The organism is Oceanobacillus kimchii X50 (genome assembly GCF_000340475.1).
Lineage (GTDB): Bacteria > Bacillota > Bacilli > Bacillales > Amphibacillaceae > Oceanobacillus > Oceanobacillus kimchii.
This window is the reverse complement of record NZ_CM001792.1, coordinates 199,425-217,265: the sequence shown is the minus strand read 5'-3', so window position 1 is coordinate 217,265 and position 17,841 is coordinate 199,425. Positions and strand designations below refer to the sequence as shown.

Genomic DNA, 17,841 nt, shown 5'->3' with positions numbered 1-17,841 from the left:
CCGCACGCTCCTTCACAGCTTACCGGAGTTCTCTGTAGATTGTTCAGATGCTTACTCTTCTCTTCATCGCATTTGTATAAATTTTCATTATTCTACCTTGTTTATTTAAAAAAGTAAATACCAAACCTATTTCCGTTCATCTTTCACATGATACGTGTCCAAATGATGAAACTCTATTAATTCTCCACCAGCCTGAACAACAAGCAAGTCTTCACCATATATTTGTTTATTACCATAGTATGGAAAAACTTTCAATGTGATTTCATATGCTTCTCCAACTTCGCCGAGTTGTTTAATCTTTAATATCTCTGCTTCATCGACGGACCACTCTAAATCTTCCGGCGCATTTTTATCATCTTTGTATATGGTAGTAATCGCTTCGTCAATTGGTTCTATGAGACTAATGATAAGTGCATACTCGAGAGTCTTAGTAAAATCCGTATCCGCTTCATTAATCGGCTTTGCAAAAGCAGATGGAACACTTATACATAAACTGAGGATACACGTTAAAACAAGAATTCTTTTCATTGAAAAAATCACCTCTGTTTAGCGTTTGTAACTAGAATGATCTTATGCAATATATATTTAGCACAAAAACGTTATGCGAAAAAATTTTAAAGTGATAATCCAGTCCATGTCCAATACGTATAATAGAATATCAACATAGAAATAAAATAAACAGGCATTAGTATCATGCTTAACTTCAATAAATCTCGAGCTTCAAAGTTCATGTCCTCCTGTTCAAAATAAACAAGCAATGCTTTGGAGCTTATTGGAAAAGTCACACAATAATTCATCCCAATCAAACATAAAAACAAAACTGCAGTAGAATTTAAGTCTAACGAGGTACTTAACATAAGAAATCCAGGTAGAAATACAATGGCTCTTGTCGTATGAGAGGTCACATATAAATGACTCGTAATGGAAATAAGTAAGATTACGCAAAGTATTCCCCAATGACTGAATCCTGAATACTTTAAAATGTATTGAAAGATATGTTCCTCAACCCATCCAACAACCCCCGTTTCCACTAGGTTAATCCCTAATGCAGTTGCTGCCGATACAAATATAATTAAATTCCAAGATACCGCCCTTATCCCTTGTTTCCACGAAATCAGACCATACTTAGGAGTCATCAAAACAATTGCCCCAAAAATGGTGACAAATCCAATTTCATATCCATGTACTGCCTCTGTTAACCAAAGAAGAACAAGTATGCCGATGATTACTAAGGTTTGCGACTCTTTTTTTGTCATTACCTTTTTCTCATGGTCAACTGAATCATTAACCACTTCCATGGATACAGGGTTAGAACCTTGCCGTACAAAATATAGTTTTATTACCAAATAAGTAATAAAACTGATAAACAAGGCAAATGGTAACCCCCAAATTAGCCAATTAAAAAAGGAAATCGAACCCCCTGTTGTTTGGTTTAAAAGTTCTATTCCTATAAGATGTGACCCCGCTCCAATGATAGTAGCTGAAGTTGTCATCAAAATAATGATGGGGACAAACAAAGCTAGTGTTTGCTTCTGTTTCTCATCCTTGATTCGTCTACCCAATTCCTTAACAACAGGCAACGTTAACGCAGCCCTCCCAGATGTAGAAGGTATAAAAATAGCCAACGGAAAAAGTGCTATCATGACATAAAATAAAAGCCCATTATAACTTGTAGAGCGGTGAAGGATTGAGTTCATCATTCGATCAGCTAATCCAGAACGTTTCACTGCTTCACCTATAATAAATGCCCCAATCATTAACCAGACTATTTCAAGTGAAAATGATTCATATAATAAGCTTGGGCTAGCTCCTTTTAATAGAATGATAAATAATAATGATCCAAGTGCTACATACCCAGCAGGAAGCTTCGTAACCACCCATAATACCATCGCAATAATAAAAATAATAAGTGTAATTTTCGCCTCATAATCTAACGATCTAGTAAATGCGATTGCTACAAATAAAATGATGAATATACTGTAAAGAAATACAGAACGATAAGACATCTCATTAAAATATTTAGTGATCGGAGATATTCTCGTATTTCTTCTTTCTATTCGAGTATCGCCTATCATATTACATCCCGCTTATATTTACGTTGCGCGATGTTATATCCTATTTGTATTTGTCTTATCGCTGCTTCTGCACTATCCGCAATCCAAATAGCTGCTTCTTCCATTGCACTTTCTAATGAAGTCGGCTTTTGGATAATACTCGTATATGCGTCAATTCCACTTGTATAATTAATACTTGCTCCTTCACCAATGGTACCGGTAATAGCAATCACCGGAACTCCTGCTAGTTTGGCAATTCTTGAAACTTCCGATGGTATCTTTCCATTAGGCGTTTGGCCATCTAAACATCCTTCCGCTGTTAAAACCAAATCAGCATCCTGAATATGCTCTTCAAGCTGAATATATTGCATGATGATATCATATCGAGGATGGAGCACAGCATTTGTGAAGGCAAGCAATCCTGCTCCCAGTCCACCCGAAGCTCCACTTCCTGGTACAAACCTAACATCAACACCCTTTGCTTCCTGAATCAAAGATGCATAGTGTTCTAATCCATGACTTAAAATCTCTACTTCTCCAGGAGTAGCTCCCTTTTGAGGAGCAAATACACGGGCGACTCCTTTTGCTCCACAAAGAATATTATGCCAATTACAAGCAACATCAATTCTCACATTACAAACTCTTTCATCTAGATGAGAAAGATCAATATGTGAGACTTGGCTTAAGTCGCCGCCTCCGCGAATATCCAATAACTGATGACGCTGATCGAGAAATTGAACCCCTAACGCTTGAGCCATACCAGCTCCCCCATCGGATGTTCCCGAATCACCGCATCCAATAATAATTTGATCGACATTTTCATCTAAAGCAGCTGCTATTAGTTCACCCACACCAAATGTAGTCGTTTTCAAAGGATTGCGCATGGATCGAGGAACTAACCTTAACCCTGCAACAGCGGCCATTTCTATAACAGCCTTCTTTACTCCTTTCTCTTCATATACTCCAAAATGGCTCATTATCTGTCCACCTACTGGTCCAGTGACTCTCTTGTAAATTAGTTCTCCTTTTTTAATATTGATAATTGTTTTCGCAAAACCTTCCCCACCATCAATCATTGGAATGACAACTGTTTTTACATTTCGATCAAACCGACGGATTCCCATATCCATTGAACTAGCAACTTCTTCTGCATTTAAGCACTCTTTAAATCCGGATGGTATAATTACAATTTTCATAAGATAGCCTCCAATATCATCTTTATAAGTTATAAATAACATTTTAATTGTGATTAATGAGATAGCTATTAGGGCTTTCTTAGAAATAGATTAGAATATGGTTAATTTTGGAAATTGGGGAATTAAAATTACTGCTGCTGGATTTTAGTGTAAATTAAATGGTGTGGAAAATAGAAGTAGTAACAACACATTAGTCAATCTTATAGAAAGCATAAACTCCATTTTTATCAAATAATAATAAATGGGGTTCAATAATGTGTGAATCTTTATAGTTGTACGTTACATGCACAAAATGAGGAATCACGACACGCTTTCAATTTATGAATCTATAATGTTTTATCAACAATAAATATTAAAACACAAATCATTATTAACAATGACCAAAATATAATCTGTCTAATAAACTGACGTTCTTTAGGAGAATTATCGTTATTAAACCAATGAGGCTGAAATATATCTGGAGTTTCACCACGATTTAATATCCAAAATAGTAAATGAGAAAATAAAAATAATCCTATCGGCAAAATTAAAAAATGGGCTAGTTTTTGATTTCTTGTTAATGACATGTTGATCCTTCCTTATTATTTGAGGACCCTCCATGTATATATGTGTAAACTATTAAACTAACACTACATAATGCGAATAACTATTTAGGTAAGTTCTACTAAAAAATAAAATCTAACTTTTATTAAACTTGAATAAACCTGCTTGAATCAAAATTCAAGCAGGTTTATATATAATTTTATATTTATACGCCAGAATAAGCCATAAATCCTCCGTCAACAGGTACTGTTATTCCCGTTACAAATCCAGATGTATTATCATCAGCGAGCCAAAGTAAAGTGCCCAATAAATCTTCCGGATTCCCAAACCGACGTTGTGGTGTATGATTAATGATTTTTTCTGCACGGTTAGATAAAGAACCATCTTCATTTAGTAAAAGATTTCTATTTTGATTGGTCAAAAAGAACCCAGGAGCAATCGCATTAACTCTAATACCCACTTCCGCGAAATGAACAGATAACCATTTAGTAAGATTATCTATACCTGCTTTAGCAGCACTATATGCTGGAACTTTTGTCATTGGTGCAGGTGCCGCCATGGATGAAATATTGATAACATTCCCTCCGCGTGTAGCCATATTCTGTGCAAATACTTGTGTAGGAATAAGTGACCCGACTAAATTCAGCTGAAACACATGGTCAAATCCATTTAATTGCAAATCAAAGAAAGATTTTACAGTATTGTCATCGATGTCTCCTGCTTCAAACTTCTCCTTGTCTGTAATAGCATCTGGATGATTTCCTCCAGCTCCATTTATTAATAAATCACATTCTCCTAATTCTTTTTTTACTATCTTATAAGCTTCCTTTACATGCTTTTCCTTTAATACATCGCAACCAACTGCTATTGCTATACCGCCATGTCCTATGATTTCTTCAGCAACCTTTTCTCCATTCTCAACATTACGATTTAAAATAGCGATTTTCATACCCTGACGTGCAAGTTCTTTTGCCATTGCTTGACATAATACTCCGCTACCACCAGTAATAACTGCTACTTTTCCAACTAGTCCTTCATAAATTGGTAACAATATCATTCACTCCTTTCTTGCTTCACTAATTCATAAGCATCCCATAATCCCCAAAGATGCATTACACCTAAAGCACGATCATATAATCCATAACCAGGACGACATTCTTCGTTCCATAAATGTCTTCCATGATCCGGACGAATATATCCTTTAAATTCAGTGTCATGATACGCTTTTACAATTTCGTCAATTGGAACGGATCCATCTTTCGTTCGATGAGATGTTTCTATAAAGTCACCATTATCATAGATTCTCACATTACGAACATGGGCAAAAGCAATCCGATTATGAAATCTTCGTATAATACCTGGGATATCATTATTAGGATTTGCACCTAAAGATCCACTACATAAAGTTAGACAATGAGATGGGCTATCTGAAATTGCTAGATATCTTTCAACAGCTCGTTCATTCGTAATAATTCGGGGTAGATTGAACACTGGCCATGGCGGATCATCAGGATGAATAGCCAATTTGATATCCTCCTCTTCTGCTACAGGCAACACCTCATTTAAAAAATATTCTAAGTTTATCCACAATTGTTCTTCATCTACTTCTTCATAAGCTTTAAATGAATTTTTAATAGTTTTTAAACGTTCAGGTTCCCAGCCAGGCATTGTATAACCTGAATTGGTTATTTGCTTAATCAACTCAGTCGGATCCATTTGATTCACTTTTGATGTTTCGTAAAACAATGCCGTTGAACCATCCTCTAATTCTTTGTAAAGGTCGGTACGCGTCCAATCAAAAACAGGCATAAAGTTAAAACAAATAACTTTCGCTCCTACAGCTGCAACATGTCGAATACTTTCCTTATAGTTATCTATATACTGATCTCTTGATTCCTTTCCTAATTTAATATCCTCATGAACGTTAATACTTTCCACAACGTCCAAGTGAAAGCCATACTTATCTGCTTGCTTTTTCACTTCCAATACTTCTTCTAACGGCCATACTTCTCCTGCTGAACGATGATGCAATGCCCATACCAAACCTTCTACACCAGGAATTTGCTTAATATGTTTTAATGAAACAGAGTCATTATTCTCACCATACCATCTAAATGTCATTCGCATTCTTCAATCACTCCTAAAACTAAAATGTTAGTACTATTTTTCTAACTTCATCTGGATGGTTTTCTAATAAATCAAACGCACCTTTTATTTGCTCCATTGGATATTGATGAGAAATTATTTTACTTGGATCTAACTTTCTTTCATTAACTTTATCGATTACATTTTTAAACTGATGTGACTGTAGTCTTGATCCAACAACTTTTAATTCTTTTTTCGTTAATAACAGAGACGGTATTGAAGATGGTTCTTCATTAAAACCTAATGTAACTACTGTCCCCGCTATTGAAGTAAGTTCAACTGCTTGTTGAAAAGTCTCAGGTAATCCTACGGCATCGATTACAACATTTGCTAGCTCTCCATCTGTTAATCTATCTATCTCCGATGCTACATTAACTTTTTTAGGCTGTATGGTAACATCTGCACCAATAGAATCTGCATAATCTAATCTTGTTTGATTGAAGTCAGAGATGAATACTGTAGCACCTCGTTCTTTTGCTAATAACAGACAAGCAATACCTGTAGGACCAGCGCCAATAATAAAAACTTTCTCTCCTTCACGCACTTCTCCTCTATACGTTGCTTGCGCTCCAATTGTTAAAGGTTCAATTAAAGCCGCCGCTTCTTCAGAAACATGACTAGAGACTTTATGCCAATTCTTTTCTTCAGCTTTAAGCCATTCACTCATCCCTCCATCTCGATGAACACCAAAAACCTCTAATGATTTGCATACATTAGGTTGACCTTTTCTACATGCATAACATTCTCCACAGTAGATAATAGGTTCTAACGCTACTAAATCACCTTTTTTTATACTAACAACTTTGTTTCCAACTTCTTCCACTACACCAGATACTTCATGACCAATTACTCTTGGATATTTGGTAAATGGGTTAGTTCCATGGTAGATGTGAACATCTGAACCACATATACCAACTCTTTTCACTTTTACAATGACGTCATAGTCATCTTTTATAGTAGGTTTATTCATTTCTACAATTTCTAATTTCCCTGGTTTCTCAACCTGTATTGCTTTCATTACTTTCCACATCCTTTATTCAAATAGACTCGGTAGGTACAAAGATAGAGAAGGTACAAAGGCTACAACAAGTAGCACAAAAATTGCGATACCAAAAAAAGGCAGTAGTTCTCTTATCGTTTTGGTAATTGAAACTTCCGCGAATGTTGATGCTACAAATAAACAAACACCCACAGGCGGAGTTGATAAACCTATCATTAAGGATAATACCATCACCACGCCAAAGTGAATTGGATCCATTCCTATACTTTCTGCAACTGGCAACAATACAGGGAATAGAATAACTAATGCTGCTATTGTTTCCATAAACATTCCAACCATAAGGAGCAACAATATAATTAATAAAGTTACAAAGATTGGATTTTCTGAAACAGAAAGGATTCCATCTGCAATTAGAAGTGGCACACCTTCACTTACTAAAATCCAACCAAAAGTATTTGCAAATCCTACAAGTAATAAAATGGAAGCTGTTGATCTTAACGTTGTAAGCAAAATAGCAGGTACTTGTTTTAAGTCCAGTTCTTTATAAACAAATTTCCCTACAATAAATGCATATACCACACAAACTACCGCTGCTTCTGTTGGGGTAAAATATCCTCCAAGAATCCCCCAAAGAATAATAACTACCATTAATAGCGCCCAAAACGCTCCCATAAAGGTTTTACCAACTACAGCGATTGTCTGTCTTTCACCTTTAGGATATTGACGGTTTACAGAAATAATATATGTAACTAGTAAAAATCCTAATGCTAATAATACACCTGGGATTGCACCTGCTAAAAATAAATCACCAATAGAAATACTGGCTAAAGTTCCAATAATAATCATTGGTAAAGATGGGGGTAGCATCGGTCCCACAGTTGATGATATTGAAGTTACTGCTGCTGAGAACCCAGCACCATACCCTTGTTTTTTCATCGCTGGAATCATTACAGATCCTATGCTTGCTGTATCAGATAAAGCTGTTCCAGATATTCCTGCAAATCCTAGAGAAGAAGCTACGTTTGTTAAGCCTAAGCCACCTCTTATATGACCCACTACTGCGTTCGCAAAGTCAATAATACGGTTTGTAATCCCACCAGCATTCATCAAATTACCTGCCAAAATGAATGCCGGAATCGCAAGCATGACAAAAGAATCTAAGCCCGCAAATAAGGTTTGTGGAATAACGGTTAACGGTACTCCTGCAATTAATAGATAAACCAATGAAGATAATACTAAACTAAATGCAATTGGCACACCGGTAACAATGAGTATTAAGAACAGACCAAAAAGCAATAAAGCCATCATAATTGTTCCTCCTCACTCTCTTGACTTTCAATACTAAATTGATCGATGATGTACACTACAGAGTAAACAATTAATAAAACCGCTAATAGCGGAATTGCTGCATAGGTATACGCCATAGAAAACCCTAAAGTAGGAGCATAAAAATCTATACCCAATGTCACTAAATTGAATCCATAGATGAATAACACCACTGAAAACAGCAAAATTAAAACAGCGATTACGCTCTCATAAATTCTTCGAACATGCTTCGGCAAGAATTCTATAAGCATATCTACCTTTATAAATTCTTGTTTCCTTAAAGCAAGTGGTGCTGCTATTACAATAGAATAGACAAATAGATACCGAGAAAGCTCTTCAGTCCATATAAAATCATACGGAAAATAACGACTTAAGATCTGAATAATAACAACTAACAATAAAGCAGCAAATAATAACATTGCTATTATTCCGAGAATTTTATCTATTTTTCTCATTACATTCATTATTGATTACCTCCGTTTTCATCGGCAACATCTAATATGTCCTGGTAAAGCTCTAATTGTTCCTCTTTAAAATATTCTTTTAACGCTGGTAACATTGCTTCACGAAATGCATCTGTATCAACATCTTCATTAATTTGCATACCAGCATCAATTAATCTTTGTCGGACTTCTTCTGTCTCTTGTTCTAATAAATCTTGTGCATACTTCTCTGCTTCTGCAGCAGCTTCTTTGACTGCTTCTTGTTGATTCTCAGGTAGCGCTTTCAATTGTTCCGTACCTACTACCACATAAATCCAAGAACGAACATGCTCTGTTAAATTTAAATAATTTTGCACCTCATAAAATCCATTACTTTCAATTAAGTCATTGGGATTTTCTTGACCATCAATAACTCCCTGTTGCAATCCAGTAAATACTTCACTTAAACTCATTACTTGTGGTTGAGCACCAGCTTCTGACCACGAATCTAAAAATAACGGTACGTTTGGAACCCGCATACTAAATCCTCGCAAATCATCCGGTGTTGAGATGGGATAGTTTGAAGTCAAGTTTCGTGGAGCACGTTCCATATAAAATAAAGGAGTCAGACCAATATCACGCTTAATATCGTTTTCGATTTTCTCCCCAATGTCACCTTCAATGACCTCCCTCATATGATTATTGCTTTCAAAAGCATATGGTACCGCTAACATAACAGCATTCGGTGTCCATACCTCTAAAGTTTCCCCCGTAATGGTTAAATCCGTAGCACCGTAACGAATCGAATTAATATTATCTACTTCACTGCCAAGCTGGCTATTAGGAAATAACTCAATTATTACCTTTCCATTGGTTTTTTCCTCTACAAGATTTGCAAATTCAACTGCTGTACGATGCCATAAATGGCTTGAATCGGAAATATGGGTCATTTTCCAATGTGTAACGTCCTCTTCCTTCGCAGAACTTTGATTTGTTGAACAACCGTTTAAGAAAAGGAAAGTAAGTAAAACAAATAATACTAACTTTTTGATCATCATTGCCAACCCCTTGTTATCATTTTATTTAATAAAAATAATCAGGATAATTCGCTTTTAGCTCCTCTTGATCATAGATTAAGAGTGATAAATGCTCACGCATTATATCTTCAGCCAAATCTGGTTTATTTGATTTAACAGCATTCAGCATCGCCTCATGTTGATCAACTAGCTTTCTCCAATTTAATTTCAATTCAATACTTAATTTCCTAAGTCTGTTGGAATGTGTATCCATCTTTTGAACAACATTCCACACACGATGTTTATCCGTCCCTTCTGCAAATATACGATGAAACTCTTTATCTAAAATGTACAGGGTGTTTTCATCATCACTGTCTCTTGCTTCCTTCTGCTCACTCAAATTTGATTGGAGTTTTTCTATATAACTCTCATTTAGCACTTCACAAGCTAATCGAATAATCCCTACTTCTGCTTGCTCACGTAAAAAACGAGCTTCCTCTACATGGTCTAAATCAATAAGTGCAACAAACGAACCTCTTTGCGGTAAAACAGTTAATAATTCATCTTGAGTTAACCTTAAGAAAGCTTCTCTAACAGGTGTACGACTAACTTCTAATTCTTCAGCAATTTCTTTCTCTGAGATAGCTTTACCAGGTGGCATTTCTAGGTTCATGATAGATTCTCGCATTGTATCATATACAAAATCTCTTGTTGAATTTTTAAATTTCGTCCTGTTTAACATATAATTCGCTCCTTTCTGAAAATAATTCTACCATACTACCATACAAGTATGCTAGTATTAATTTAAGCGTTTTCAAAAAAGGAGTGTATTTAATATGATTCTTAAAGATGAGTTAACACAAATGACCAAAAAAGTATTCGAAAAATATGGCATTGAAGAAGAGATCGCTAATATCATTACTGACGTACTTATTCACGCTAACCTCAGAGGGGTTGATTCACATGGCGTATTAAGAGTAGAACACTATATTAAACGAATTAAAGAAGGCGGAATCAATCCTAAGCCGGTATTGCAAGAAACAGACACATCCCCGTCCACTAGCATTTTAGATGGTGATAATGGGTTTGGACATTATATTTCCAAAGAAGCAATGAACATAGCAATTAAAAAAGCTAAACAAACAGGGACTGGTGCAGTTGCAGTACAGAACAGTAGTCACTGTGGGGCGTTATCGTATTTCGTTCAACAAGCTGCAAAGAATAACTTGATTGGTATAGCTATGACCCATACGGATAAAGTAGTTGTTCCATTTGGTGGGGCAGAACCATTCTTTGGTACAAATCCAATCGCCTTCGGTTTTCCGACAAATAAAGAAGAAGCAATAATTTTAGATTTCGCTACAAGCACTGTTGCATTAGGGAAAATATTAAATGCCAAAGAAAAAGGAGAGAAAATTCCTCATGGTTGGGGGGTAGACAACAATGGAGAAGCTACAATAGATCCTAATGAAGTTGTAGCATTGTCACCATTCGGAGGTCCAAAAGGATATGGCTTAGCAATGGTAGTAGAAATATTCTCTTCTATGCTTACAGGAGCTGCTTTTGGACCACATATATCTAAAATGTATGGAGATTATGATAAAAACAGGGAACTTGGACACTTCTTCATGGCAATTGACCCATCTAAATTCGTATCAATTGAAGTATTCACAACAAGACTCGACGCTATGATTCAAGAATTACGTAACACAACTCCTAGCACTCATGTAGAAAGAGTATTTATTCCAGGAGAGATAGAAAATATAACAGCTAAAAAGAGAGAAACAGAAGGGATTCCATTACCAAAATCAGTATATACCTATATTAAAAACGAATCAGAAAATTATTAGACACAATAAATCGCTTGAAGCTTAAGCTCCAAGCGATTTCTACATTGTATCCTTTATTTTAGCACTATTTGTGCTCTTTCATCTTTGACAATTAAAAAGACTTTTCCTTCATCCATATCCTCTTCGAATTCATGAGCTTCTGCGTCTGCTACTCCTAATTCGATAAGCTTTTCTCTTAATTCATCACCTTGTTTTTCAAAGGAACCGATGTTTTCTTTATTATAGTCAATTCCTGAAATATCCGTATTGCTAACAATTCTTGCTGTACGATCATCATCATGTGATAACACAAAAATTTCTTTAGAATTAATATCACTTTCTTTTAACGTATTAATATCCTTTTCTAGTGCTTCATCGTTTGTATAAGCTTTTACAAATGGCATGATATTTACCTCCTATTAATTTGATTATATAATCTGTATTCCCAGTTTTAATAAAGTTAATCATTTTTATGGAAGGTAAAATACGCCAACTAATAATAGATTGCTAATATCAATAATTGCCGATCAAATATACATTTCACTTAGATTTAATAAAGTATGGTTATTTTCTATCTTAATTCTAAAGTGATTCATAATCCACACTTGTTCCTCACTTAGCGTATCTTGATTCCAATACATATGCATCAAACTATATTCAAACATCTCTATTAATCTAATAAACAGAGGTAACTTATCTATCATTTCTTGTGATAGATGATGCTGTTCTTGATATCCAATTATTATTGCGGCAGCAATGGACCTTCCGTAATCCGTAATATTTTCATTACCAGTGAAAGAGTATTCCATGGCTGAATATATCGTAACCGCTAAATCAAAAATATAAAAATGTTTCTCACAGTCTTGGAAGTCTATCATCGTTATATTGCTATCCTTATCTACTAAAACATTCTCTAAACATAAATCACCGTGAAGTAATCCATAGTTCATAACTCCTCTAGGCAATCCTTTAATCTCATTTAAGAGTTGTGCTGTCTTTCTCTAATTTTCTTCTCCTTCTCAGGAATGTACTTCAGAAACGCATATTCTTCATTGTCATACCAATGATTGATATGATTTTCAGGAAATGCTTGTTCATATTGACGAGATACTCGATGCAACTTTCCTATTTGCCTTCCTAGTTCCCTTAATATAAAACTATTCCATTCCTTTCTTTGAAGATGAACACCTGGAGCTGTTTCATTCATAACAGTGAGATACGCTTTGTCTAATGTAATTGTTTCAAGGAGATTATGGCGCAAAGAAGGAATAACAGCAGGGACGCTAATCCCATTTTCATATAAGAACTTCGTATAACGAATTTCATCTATTTGTTCATCAAAGGATTTATAGTTGGTAATTCTGGCGTAGAACTGCCCTTTATCCGCCTTACATCGATACAGTTCATTTGTTATCACTTCAATTTCAGTAATCTGCAGTGGATATATCTCATTTAATAATTTGAGTATTTTTGTGTTCATATATTATTTCCCTCTTTATTCACCTATAGTTATCATGAGTAGGAATAAATAAATCTTCATTTGAATTCCGAACGACAGAAAAATGATCTACATTATAATGACCGTGGAGGGTTGTATTATGGTGTCGGATAATTTGTTCTCCACTTAACACTTCATTGCCTTTCGTTGAATGTCCGTCTCCGACAAGTGTTACATCCATGCCATTAATAGTAGCAGTTCGAACAGCACTATCAATACAGTGCTGGGTTTCACAGCCCATAATAATTAAATGGTTAAACTCCTCAGCCTTTACATACTCTAATAGACCAGTCCCGTAGAAAGCATTTGTTGCCGATTTATTAAAAAATCTCGCATCTTCCGGTACATGTATGTTGCGATGAACTTCAAATCCCTCTCCTTTACCTCCTGCCACATCACGAATACGACAGGAATATTTTCTTTATGTGCTTTTTCAATCACAGTATTAACATTACTTATAAGTTGATCCTTCAAGAAAACAGGCGATTCTGTATCATTTCCTTCCACCAAATCTTGTTGCACATCAATAATTAAAAGTAGTTGCTTGATCAAATCAATACCCTCCTTCCCTTCTATACCACTTCGGTACAATCTCTTCAAAATAATTGTGATCCTCTAGAAATGTGTATACTTTATCCAACATCTGATTCAAATTCTCTGGTATCGTTTTCAATGTCCATACAACTGTCGAGAACACACACATTGCAAGATAAAGAGAATATAATCGCCAAAACCCTTCATCCGGTTCTCTTCCACTGAAGTAGCCTTTAATCTGTCCAGTACAAAATGGAATACTAATTTCCCGGCTAAAAATACCAATTTTCAAGAATTCATGAACAGGGTCTCCCCAATCGTATCGATTGAAATCAATGACTCCTGCGAACTCGCCGTTATTAATAATCAGATTAGAAAGGTGATAATCATCGTGCTGAAATACATTCGGACGATCTTTCATCAAATGCATATGGTCTTTAATAAAACGTATGATTTTTTCATCATTCTTTACTTGTACTCCGCAATTTTGATAAGCTTCCATATAACTTTGGTGTTTGATCACTTTTCTGGAATACCAAGAAGAAATCTGTGGTGGCACTTGAAGTCTATGTATCTTCTTCAGTTCTTCTCCCGCCTCTACGCCCACCTGAAATTGCTTTTCTTCAGATAGTTTGAGGACTTCTATTTCCGCATCTTCTCCTTCGATATATGAAGTAATCATATACCCATGCTGACCCACCTCACCAATGGCTTTAGGTCTGGAACAGGCTACTTGGTTTTCTTCCATTTTCTTCAACACCATAAATTCTAGTTGTTTCTGCTTCATATCAGCGCAATCAAATATACGTAGTAATCGTTTCTGATTTTTCTCTGTATGAATAATATATTTCTTATCAGCAGAGAACCCTTTTTCAATTTGGATAATTTCCTTACATTCACGTAATTCTGGTATTTTTCTTATTAATCCTTGATTAGTCATCATATCCCCCTTTAACCACCTCTACTTACTATTCTATCTTTATCTTTATTTTCCTTTATGAGAGTATACAAACTAACATTCAAACGAATACTTGAATATAAATAAATTTAGTAATACAATACAATCAAATGAATATTTGAATAAGGACGTGAATTTTATGATAACTAAAGATACTTGCGATATATATTGTCATAATGAAGAAAAGGTTAATCGTGTTCAATCCAAGATGAAAAACAATGATTTAGAAGGTATGGCAAAAATATTCAAAGCCTTATCTGATCAAAATAGAGCGAAAATTACTTATGCTTTATGTGAAGAAGATGATCTTTGTGTTTGTGATATTGCGAATATCATCGAGACATCAGTCGCAACAGCTTCTCATCATTTGAGAACGTTATATAAACAAGGAATTGTGAACTACCGTAAAGAAGGAAAGCTCGCTTTCTACTCTCTAGATGATGATCATATTCGTCAACTTGTATCTATTGCACTAATTCATCATCAAGAGGGGGAAAACCATGTCTTATAGTCAAATAAACACTAATCCTAATGCAGAAACATATCGAATACAAGGTTTAAGCTGTACAAACTGTGCAGCAAAGTTTGAAAACAATGTAAAACAATTACCTGGTGTTGAGAATGCTCAAGTAAATTTTGGAGCATCTAAAGTATATGTTGAGGGAAATACAACCATTCAAGATTTAGAAAAAGCAGGTTCGTTTGAGAATCTAAAAATCTCAGATGAAAGAGAACGTAAATCCAAAAAGAAGATTTCTTTTTGGAAACAAAAAGACAATATCCGTCTCTACATTGCCGCTTTTATTATAGTTATCAGTCTTATCGCTAGTTATTCCTTAAATGAACAAAGTATGATACCAACTATAGGTTTTGGCGCAGCAATTCTGATTGGCGGCTACTCTCTATTTATCAAAGGACTCAAGAATTTAATCCAGTTCCAGTTTGATATGAATACATTAATGACTATCGCCGTTATTGGTGCAGCATTAATAGGAGAATGGTTAGAAGGCGCAGCGGTCGTCATTCTATTTGCGATAAGTGAAGCATTAGAACGATTTTCTATGGATAAAGCGAGACATTCCATTCAGTCTCTAATGGACATCGCACCAAACGAAGCACTTATACGCAGAGGTAATATAGAGCAAACAGTCGATGTCAACGACATACAGATAAACGATATTATGATTGTGAAACCTGGACAAAAAATAGCGATGGATGGCACTGTCATCAAAGGATCTTCATCTGTTAACCAATCAGCTATTACGGGCGAAAGTATTCCTGTTGCTCGAATGACGGACGATGAAGTTTTTGCAGGTACATTTAATGTAGATGGATTATTAGAAATACGTGTTACGAAAAAAGTGGAAGATAACACTATCTCCAAGATTATTCATCTTGTAGAGGAGGCACAGGCGGAACGTGCGCCTTCACAAGCTTTCGTAGATAAATTTGCTAAATACTATACCCCAGTAATCATGCTCGTTGCTCTCATGGTGGCGATTGTTCCTTCAGCTATCACAGGAGATTGGAGTACTTGGGTATATCAAGGATTAGCTATATTAGTCGTTGGTTGCCCTTGTGCACTTGTAATCTCTACTCCCGTTGCAATTGTTACTGCAATTGGTAATGCCGCTAAAAATGGTGTACTGATTAAAGGTGGCGTGTATTTAGAAGAGACTGGATCACTACAGACTATCGCTTTTGATAAAACAGGTACCTTAACAGAAGGTGTACCGCACGTAACCAATATTGTATCCTATCAAGGCGAAGAAGATTATAACTTATCACTCATCGCCGCTATTGAAAATGGTTCCCAGCATCCACTAGCTGCTGCGATTATACGTAAAGCGGATGAGAATAACATTATATTTAAAAATGTGGAAATGGAAAACTTTAAATCGATCACAGGAAAAGGTGTTCAAGCTACGCTAGACAACAAAGATTATTACGTTGGTAGCCCTGACTTTTTTAAAGATTTACACACATCCATCGATTCAACTATCCAAAAACAAATAGAAGACTTACAATTAGAAGGAAAAACGGTGATCATTCTAGGAACTAATCAAGATATTCTCTCGTTATATGCCATTGCAGATAAAGTTAGAGAAGCATCAAAAAATGTAGTGATAAAACTAAATAAGCTTGGTATGAATACTGTCATGCTAACAGGTGACAATCACAATACTGCTTCAGCAATTGGAAATCAAGTCGGTGTCACCAATGTTAAGTCAAATCTATTGCCAGAAGATAAATTGAAGTACATTAAAGAGTTATCAACTAACCATCAAAAAACAGCGATGGTAGGAGATGGCATTAACGATTCTCCAGCACTCGCAGCTTCTACTGTCGGCATTGCAATGGGTGGTGCAGGTACCGATACCGCTTTAGAAACCGCTGATATCGTATTAATGTCGGATGACCTTAATAAATTACCATATACGATGAACTTAAGTAAGAAAACGCTAAGAATTATTAAAGAAAACATTATCTTTTCATTAGGAATTAAACTAGCAGCCCTATTACTCGTTATTCCAGGATGGTTAACGCTTTGGTTAGCAATCTTTGCAGATATTGGTGCAACATTAATCGTAACACTCAACAGCTTACGCCTGCTTAGAGTAAAAGATGACGCATAACTAAAAAGGAGTCGCTGTATGAAAGAATACACACAACTAACTTCTATCGAGATGGTTAGAGAATTTACGAGGGACAATCAATTATCATTCATATATATTTCTAGAGAAAACTGTAGTGTTTGTCATGCCGTGTGGCCAAAGGTTCAAGAGCTATTAAGTGACTACCCACAAATCCAAGTAGGAAAAGTCGATGCAGATGAAGTGAAAGAAATTGCAGGAGAATACCTAGTATTTACGGTACCTACCATGTTTTTGCTTCTAGAGCAAAAAGAATTATTTAGGGAAAGCCGATTTATTCGTATCGATCAATTAAAACAAAACCTAGAACGAGCTATACTAGATATCTAGTACAAACCCAATTTAACTAGACATGTATTGAATAATTTAAAGACGTTATCAAGAAAAAACTCCTTGAGTATGGTTTATTATTCCTTTAATGTAGCTGCTTGGATTCGGCTTTGATTGTAATGGAAGACGGCGACCCCTGCTCAGAATAACGAACTGAAGATCCACTTGAAAAGTGTTCTTCTTTTCAAGTTAGCTGAGGCCGTGCCTGCTAAAAACGCGTCCGTCTATAATGGAAATCAAACAGCACAACATTCGAATTTTATACTAAATATATTAATTATGAAATTGGTTCATTAAATTAAAAACTGAAACACAAAGAAAACGAGGCTAGATTTT

At 35.5% G+C, this 17,841-nt stretch carries 17 protein-coding genes, 2 pseudogenes and 1 other annotated feature (1 of these 20 cut by a window edge); of the genes and pseudogenes, 4 read left to right on the top strand and 15 right to left on the bottom strand.

The features are described 5' to 3' along the window. Positions 1-76: a binding site (T-box leader), on the bottom strand (it extends 183 nt beyond the left edge of the window). Between the two features lie 50 nt (positions 77-126). The 11 genes from C794_RS01275 to C794_RS01225 form a co-directional block, all read right to left on the bottom strand. Continuing rightward, positions 127-528, bottom strand: coding sequence for a DUF3888 domain-containing protein (locus C794_RS01275; protein ID WP_017795326.1), 402 nt, complete (start codon positions 526-528; stop codon positions 127-129). 86 nt (positions 529-614) lie between these two features. Then, positions 615-2,075, bottom strand: a complete 1,461-nt coding sequence (locus C794_RS01270) for an SLC13 family permease (RefSeq protein ID WP_017795325.1) — start codon at positions 2,073-2,075, stop codon at positions 615-617. After that, positions 2,072-3,250: a glycerate kinase family protein gene (locus C794_RS01265; protein WP_017795324.1), complete on the bottom strand. Its 1,179-nt coding sequence runs from the start codon at positions 3,248-3,250 to the stop codon at positions 2,072-2,074. Before C794_RS01265 ends, C794_RS01270 begins: the two co-directional genes overlap by 4 nt. Before the next feature lie 326 nt (positions 3,251-3,576). Next, positions 3,577-3,816, bottom strand: a complete 240-nt coding sequence (locus C794_RS01260; protein ID WP_017795323.1) for a hypothetical protein — start codon at positions 3,814-3,816, stop codon at positions 3,577-3,579. Positions 3,817-3,998: 182 nt separating this feature from the next. Continuing rightward, positions 3,999-4,850, bottom strand: a complete 852-nt coding sequence (locus tag C794_RS01255) for an SDR family oxidoreductase (protein ID WP_139136376.1) — start codon at positions 4,848-4,850, stop codon at positions 3,999-4,001. Then, positions 4,847-5,920 carry a mannonate dehydratase gene (gene uxuA / locus C794_RS01250; RefSeq protein WP_017795321.1) on the bottom strand — a complete coding sequence of 358 codons (1,074 nt, stop codon included), beginning with the start codon at positions 5,918-5,920 and terminating at the stop codon, positions 4,847-4,849. Before uxuA ends, C794_RS01255 begins: the two co-directional genes overlap by 4 nt. 19 nt (positions 5,921-5,939) lie before the next feature. After that, positions 5,940-6,956 (bottom strand): zinc-binding alcohol dehydrogenase family protein, encoded by a 1,017-nt coding sequence (locus tag C794_RS01245; RefSeq protein WP_017795320.1) that lies wholly within the window; start codon positions 6,954-6,956, stop codon positions 5,940-5,942. A 15-nt stretch (positions 6,957-6,971) separates the two neighbouring features. Further along, positions 6,972-8,246: a TRAP transporter large permease gene (locus C794_RS01240; RefSeq protein WP_017795319.1), complete on the bottom strand. Its 1,275-nt coding sequence runs from the start codon at positions 8,244-8,246 to the stop codon at positions 6,972-6,974. Further along, entirely contained in the window at positions 8,243-8,728 is a 486-nt protein-coding gene (locus C794_RS19570) for a TRAP transporter small permease (RefSeq protein WP_017795318.1), read from the bottom strand. The genes C794_RS01240 and C794_RS19570 overlap by 4 nt, the downstream gene beginning before the upstream one ends. Then, the gene (locus tag C794_RS01230; RefSeq protein WP_017795317.1) at positions 8,728-9,741 is read right to left on the bottom strand and encodes a TRAP transporter substrate-binding protein; all 1,014 of its coding nucleotides are present in this window, start codon (positions 9,739-9,741) and stop codon (positions 8,728-8,730) included. The genes C794_RS19570 and C794_RS01230 overlap by 1 nt, the downstream gene beginning before the upstream one ends. Positions 9,742-9,769: 28 nt before the next feature. After that, positions 9,770-10,444, bottom strand: a complete 675-nt coding sequence (locus C794_RS01225; protein ID WP_017795316.1) for a GntR family transcriptional regulator — start codon at positions 10,442-10,444, stop codon at positions 9,770-9,772. Between the two features lie 94 nt (positions 10,445-10,538). On the opposite strand from C794_RS01225, the gene allD reads away from it, so the two are divergent. Next, positions 10,539-11,552: an ureidoglycolate dehydrogenase gene (allD, locus tag C794_RS01220; protein WP_017795315.1), complete on the top strand. Its 1,014-nt coding sequence runs from the start codon at positions 10,539-10,541 to the stop codon at positions 11,550-11,552. Positions 11,553-11,605: 53 nt separating this feature from the next. On the opposite strand, the gene C794_RS01215 is transcribed toward allD, so the two are convergent. The 4 genes and pseudogenes from C794_RS01215 to C794_RS01200 all read right to left on the bottom strand — a co-directional run bounded on the left by C794_RS01215 (position 11,606) and on the right by C794_RS01200 (position 14,503). Continuing rightward, positions 11,606-11,935, bottom strand: coding sequence for a YflT domain-containing protein (locus C794_RS01215; RefSeq protein WP_017795314.1), 330 nt, complete (start codon positions 11,933-11,935; stop codon positions 11,606-11,608). Between the two features lie 123 nt (positions 11,936-12,058). Next, positions 12,059-13,011 (bottom strand): annotated as a pseudogene (locus tag C794_RS19565) (phosphotransferase enzyme family protein). A 220-nt stretch (positions 13,012-13,231) separates the two neighbouring features. Continuing rightward, a pseudogene (locus tag C794_RS21325) lies at positions 13,232-13,536 on the bottom strand (isochorismatase family protein); the annotation flags it as partial. Between the two features lie 46 nt (positions 13,537-13,582). Continuing rightward, on the bottom strand, positions 13,583-14,503 hold the full coding sequence (locus C794_RS01200; protein WP_017795311.1) for an aminoglycoside phosphotransferase family protein: 921 nt from the start codon (positions 14,501-14,503) through the stop codon (positions 13,583-13,585). Between the two features lie 157 nt (positions 14,504-14,660). Here C794_RS01200 and C794_RS01195 point away from each other — a divergent pair, with 157 nt between their 5' ends. Genes C794_RS01195 through C794_RS01185 form a run of 3 tightly spaced genes read left to right on the top strand, consistent with a single transcriptional unit; the run spans position 14,661 to position 17,505 of the window. After that, entirely contained in the window at positions 14,661-15,032 is a 372-nt protein-coding gene (locus tag C794_RS01195; RefSeq protein ID WP_017795310.1) for an ArsR/SmtB family transcription factor, read from the top strand. Further along, on the top strand, positions 15,022-17,157 hold the full coding sequence (locus C794_RS01190; RefSeq protein ID WP_017795309.1) for a heavy metal translocating P-type ATPase: 2,136 nt from the start codon (positions 15,022-15,024) through the stop codon (positions 17,155-17,157). The genes C794_RS01195 and C794_RS01190 overlap by 11 nt, the downstream gene beginning before the upstream one ends. A gap of 18 nt (positions 17,158-17,175) precedes the next feature. Then, positions 17,176-17,505, top strand: a complete 330-nt coding sequence (locus tag C794_RS01185) for a thioredoxin family protein (RefSeq protein WP_017795308.1) — start codon at positions 17,176-17,178, stop codon at positions 17,503-17,505. The last annotated feature ends 336 nt before the right edge of the window (positions 17,506-17,841 follow it).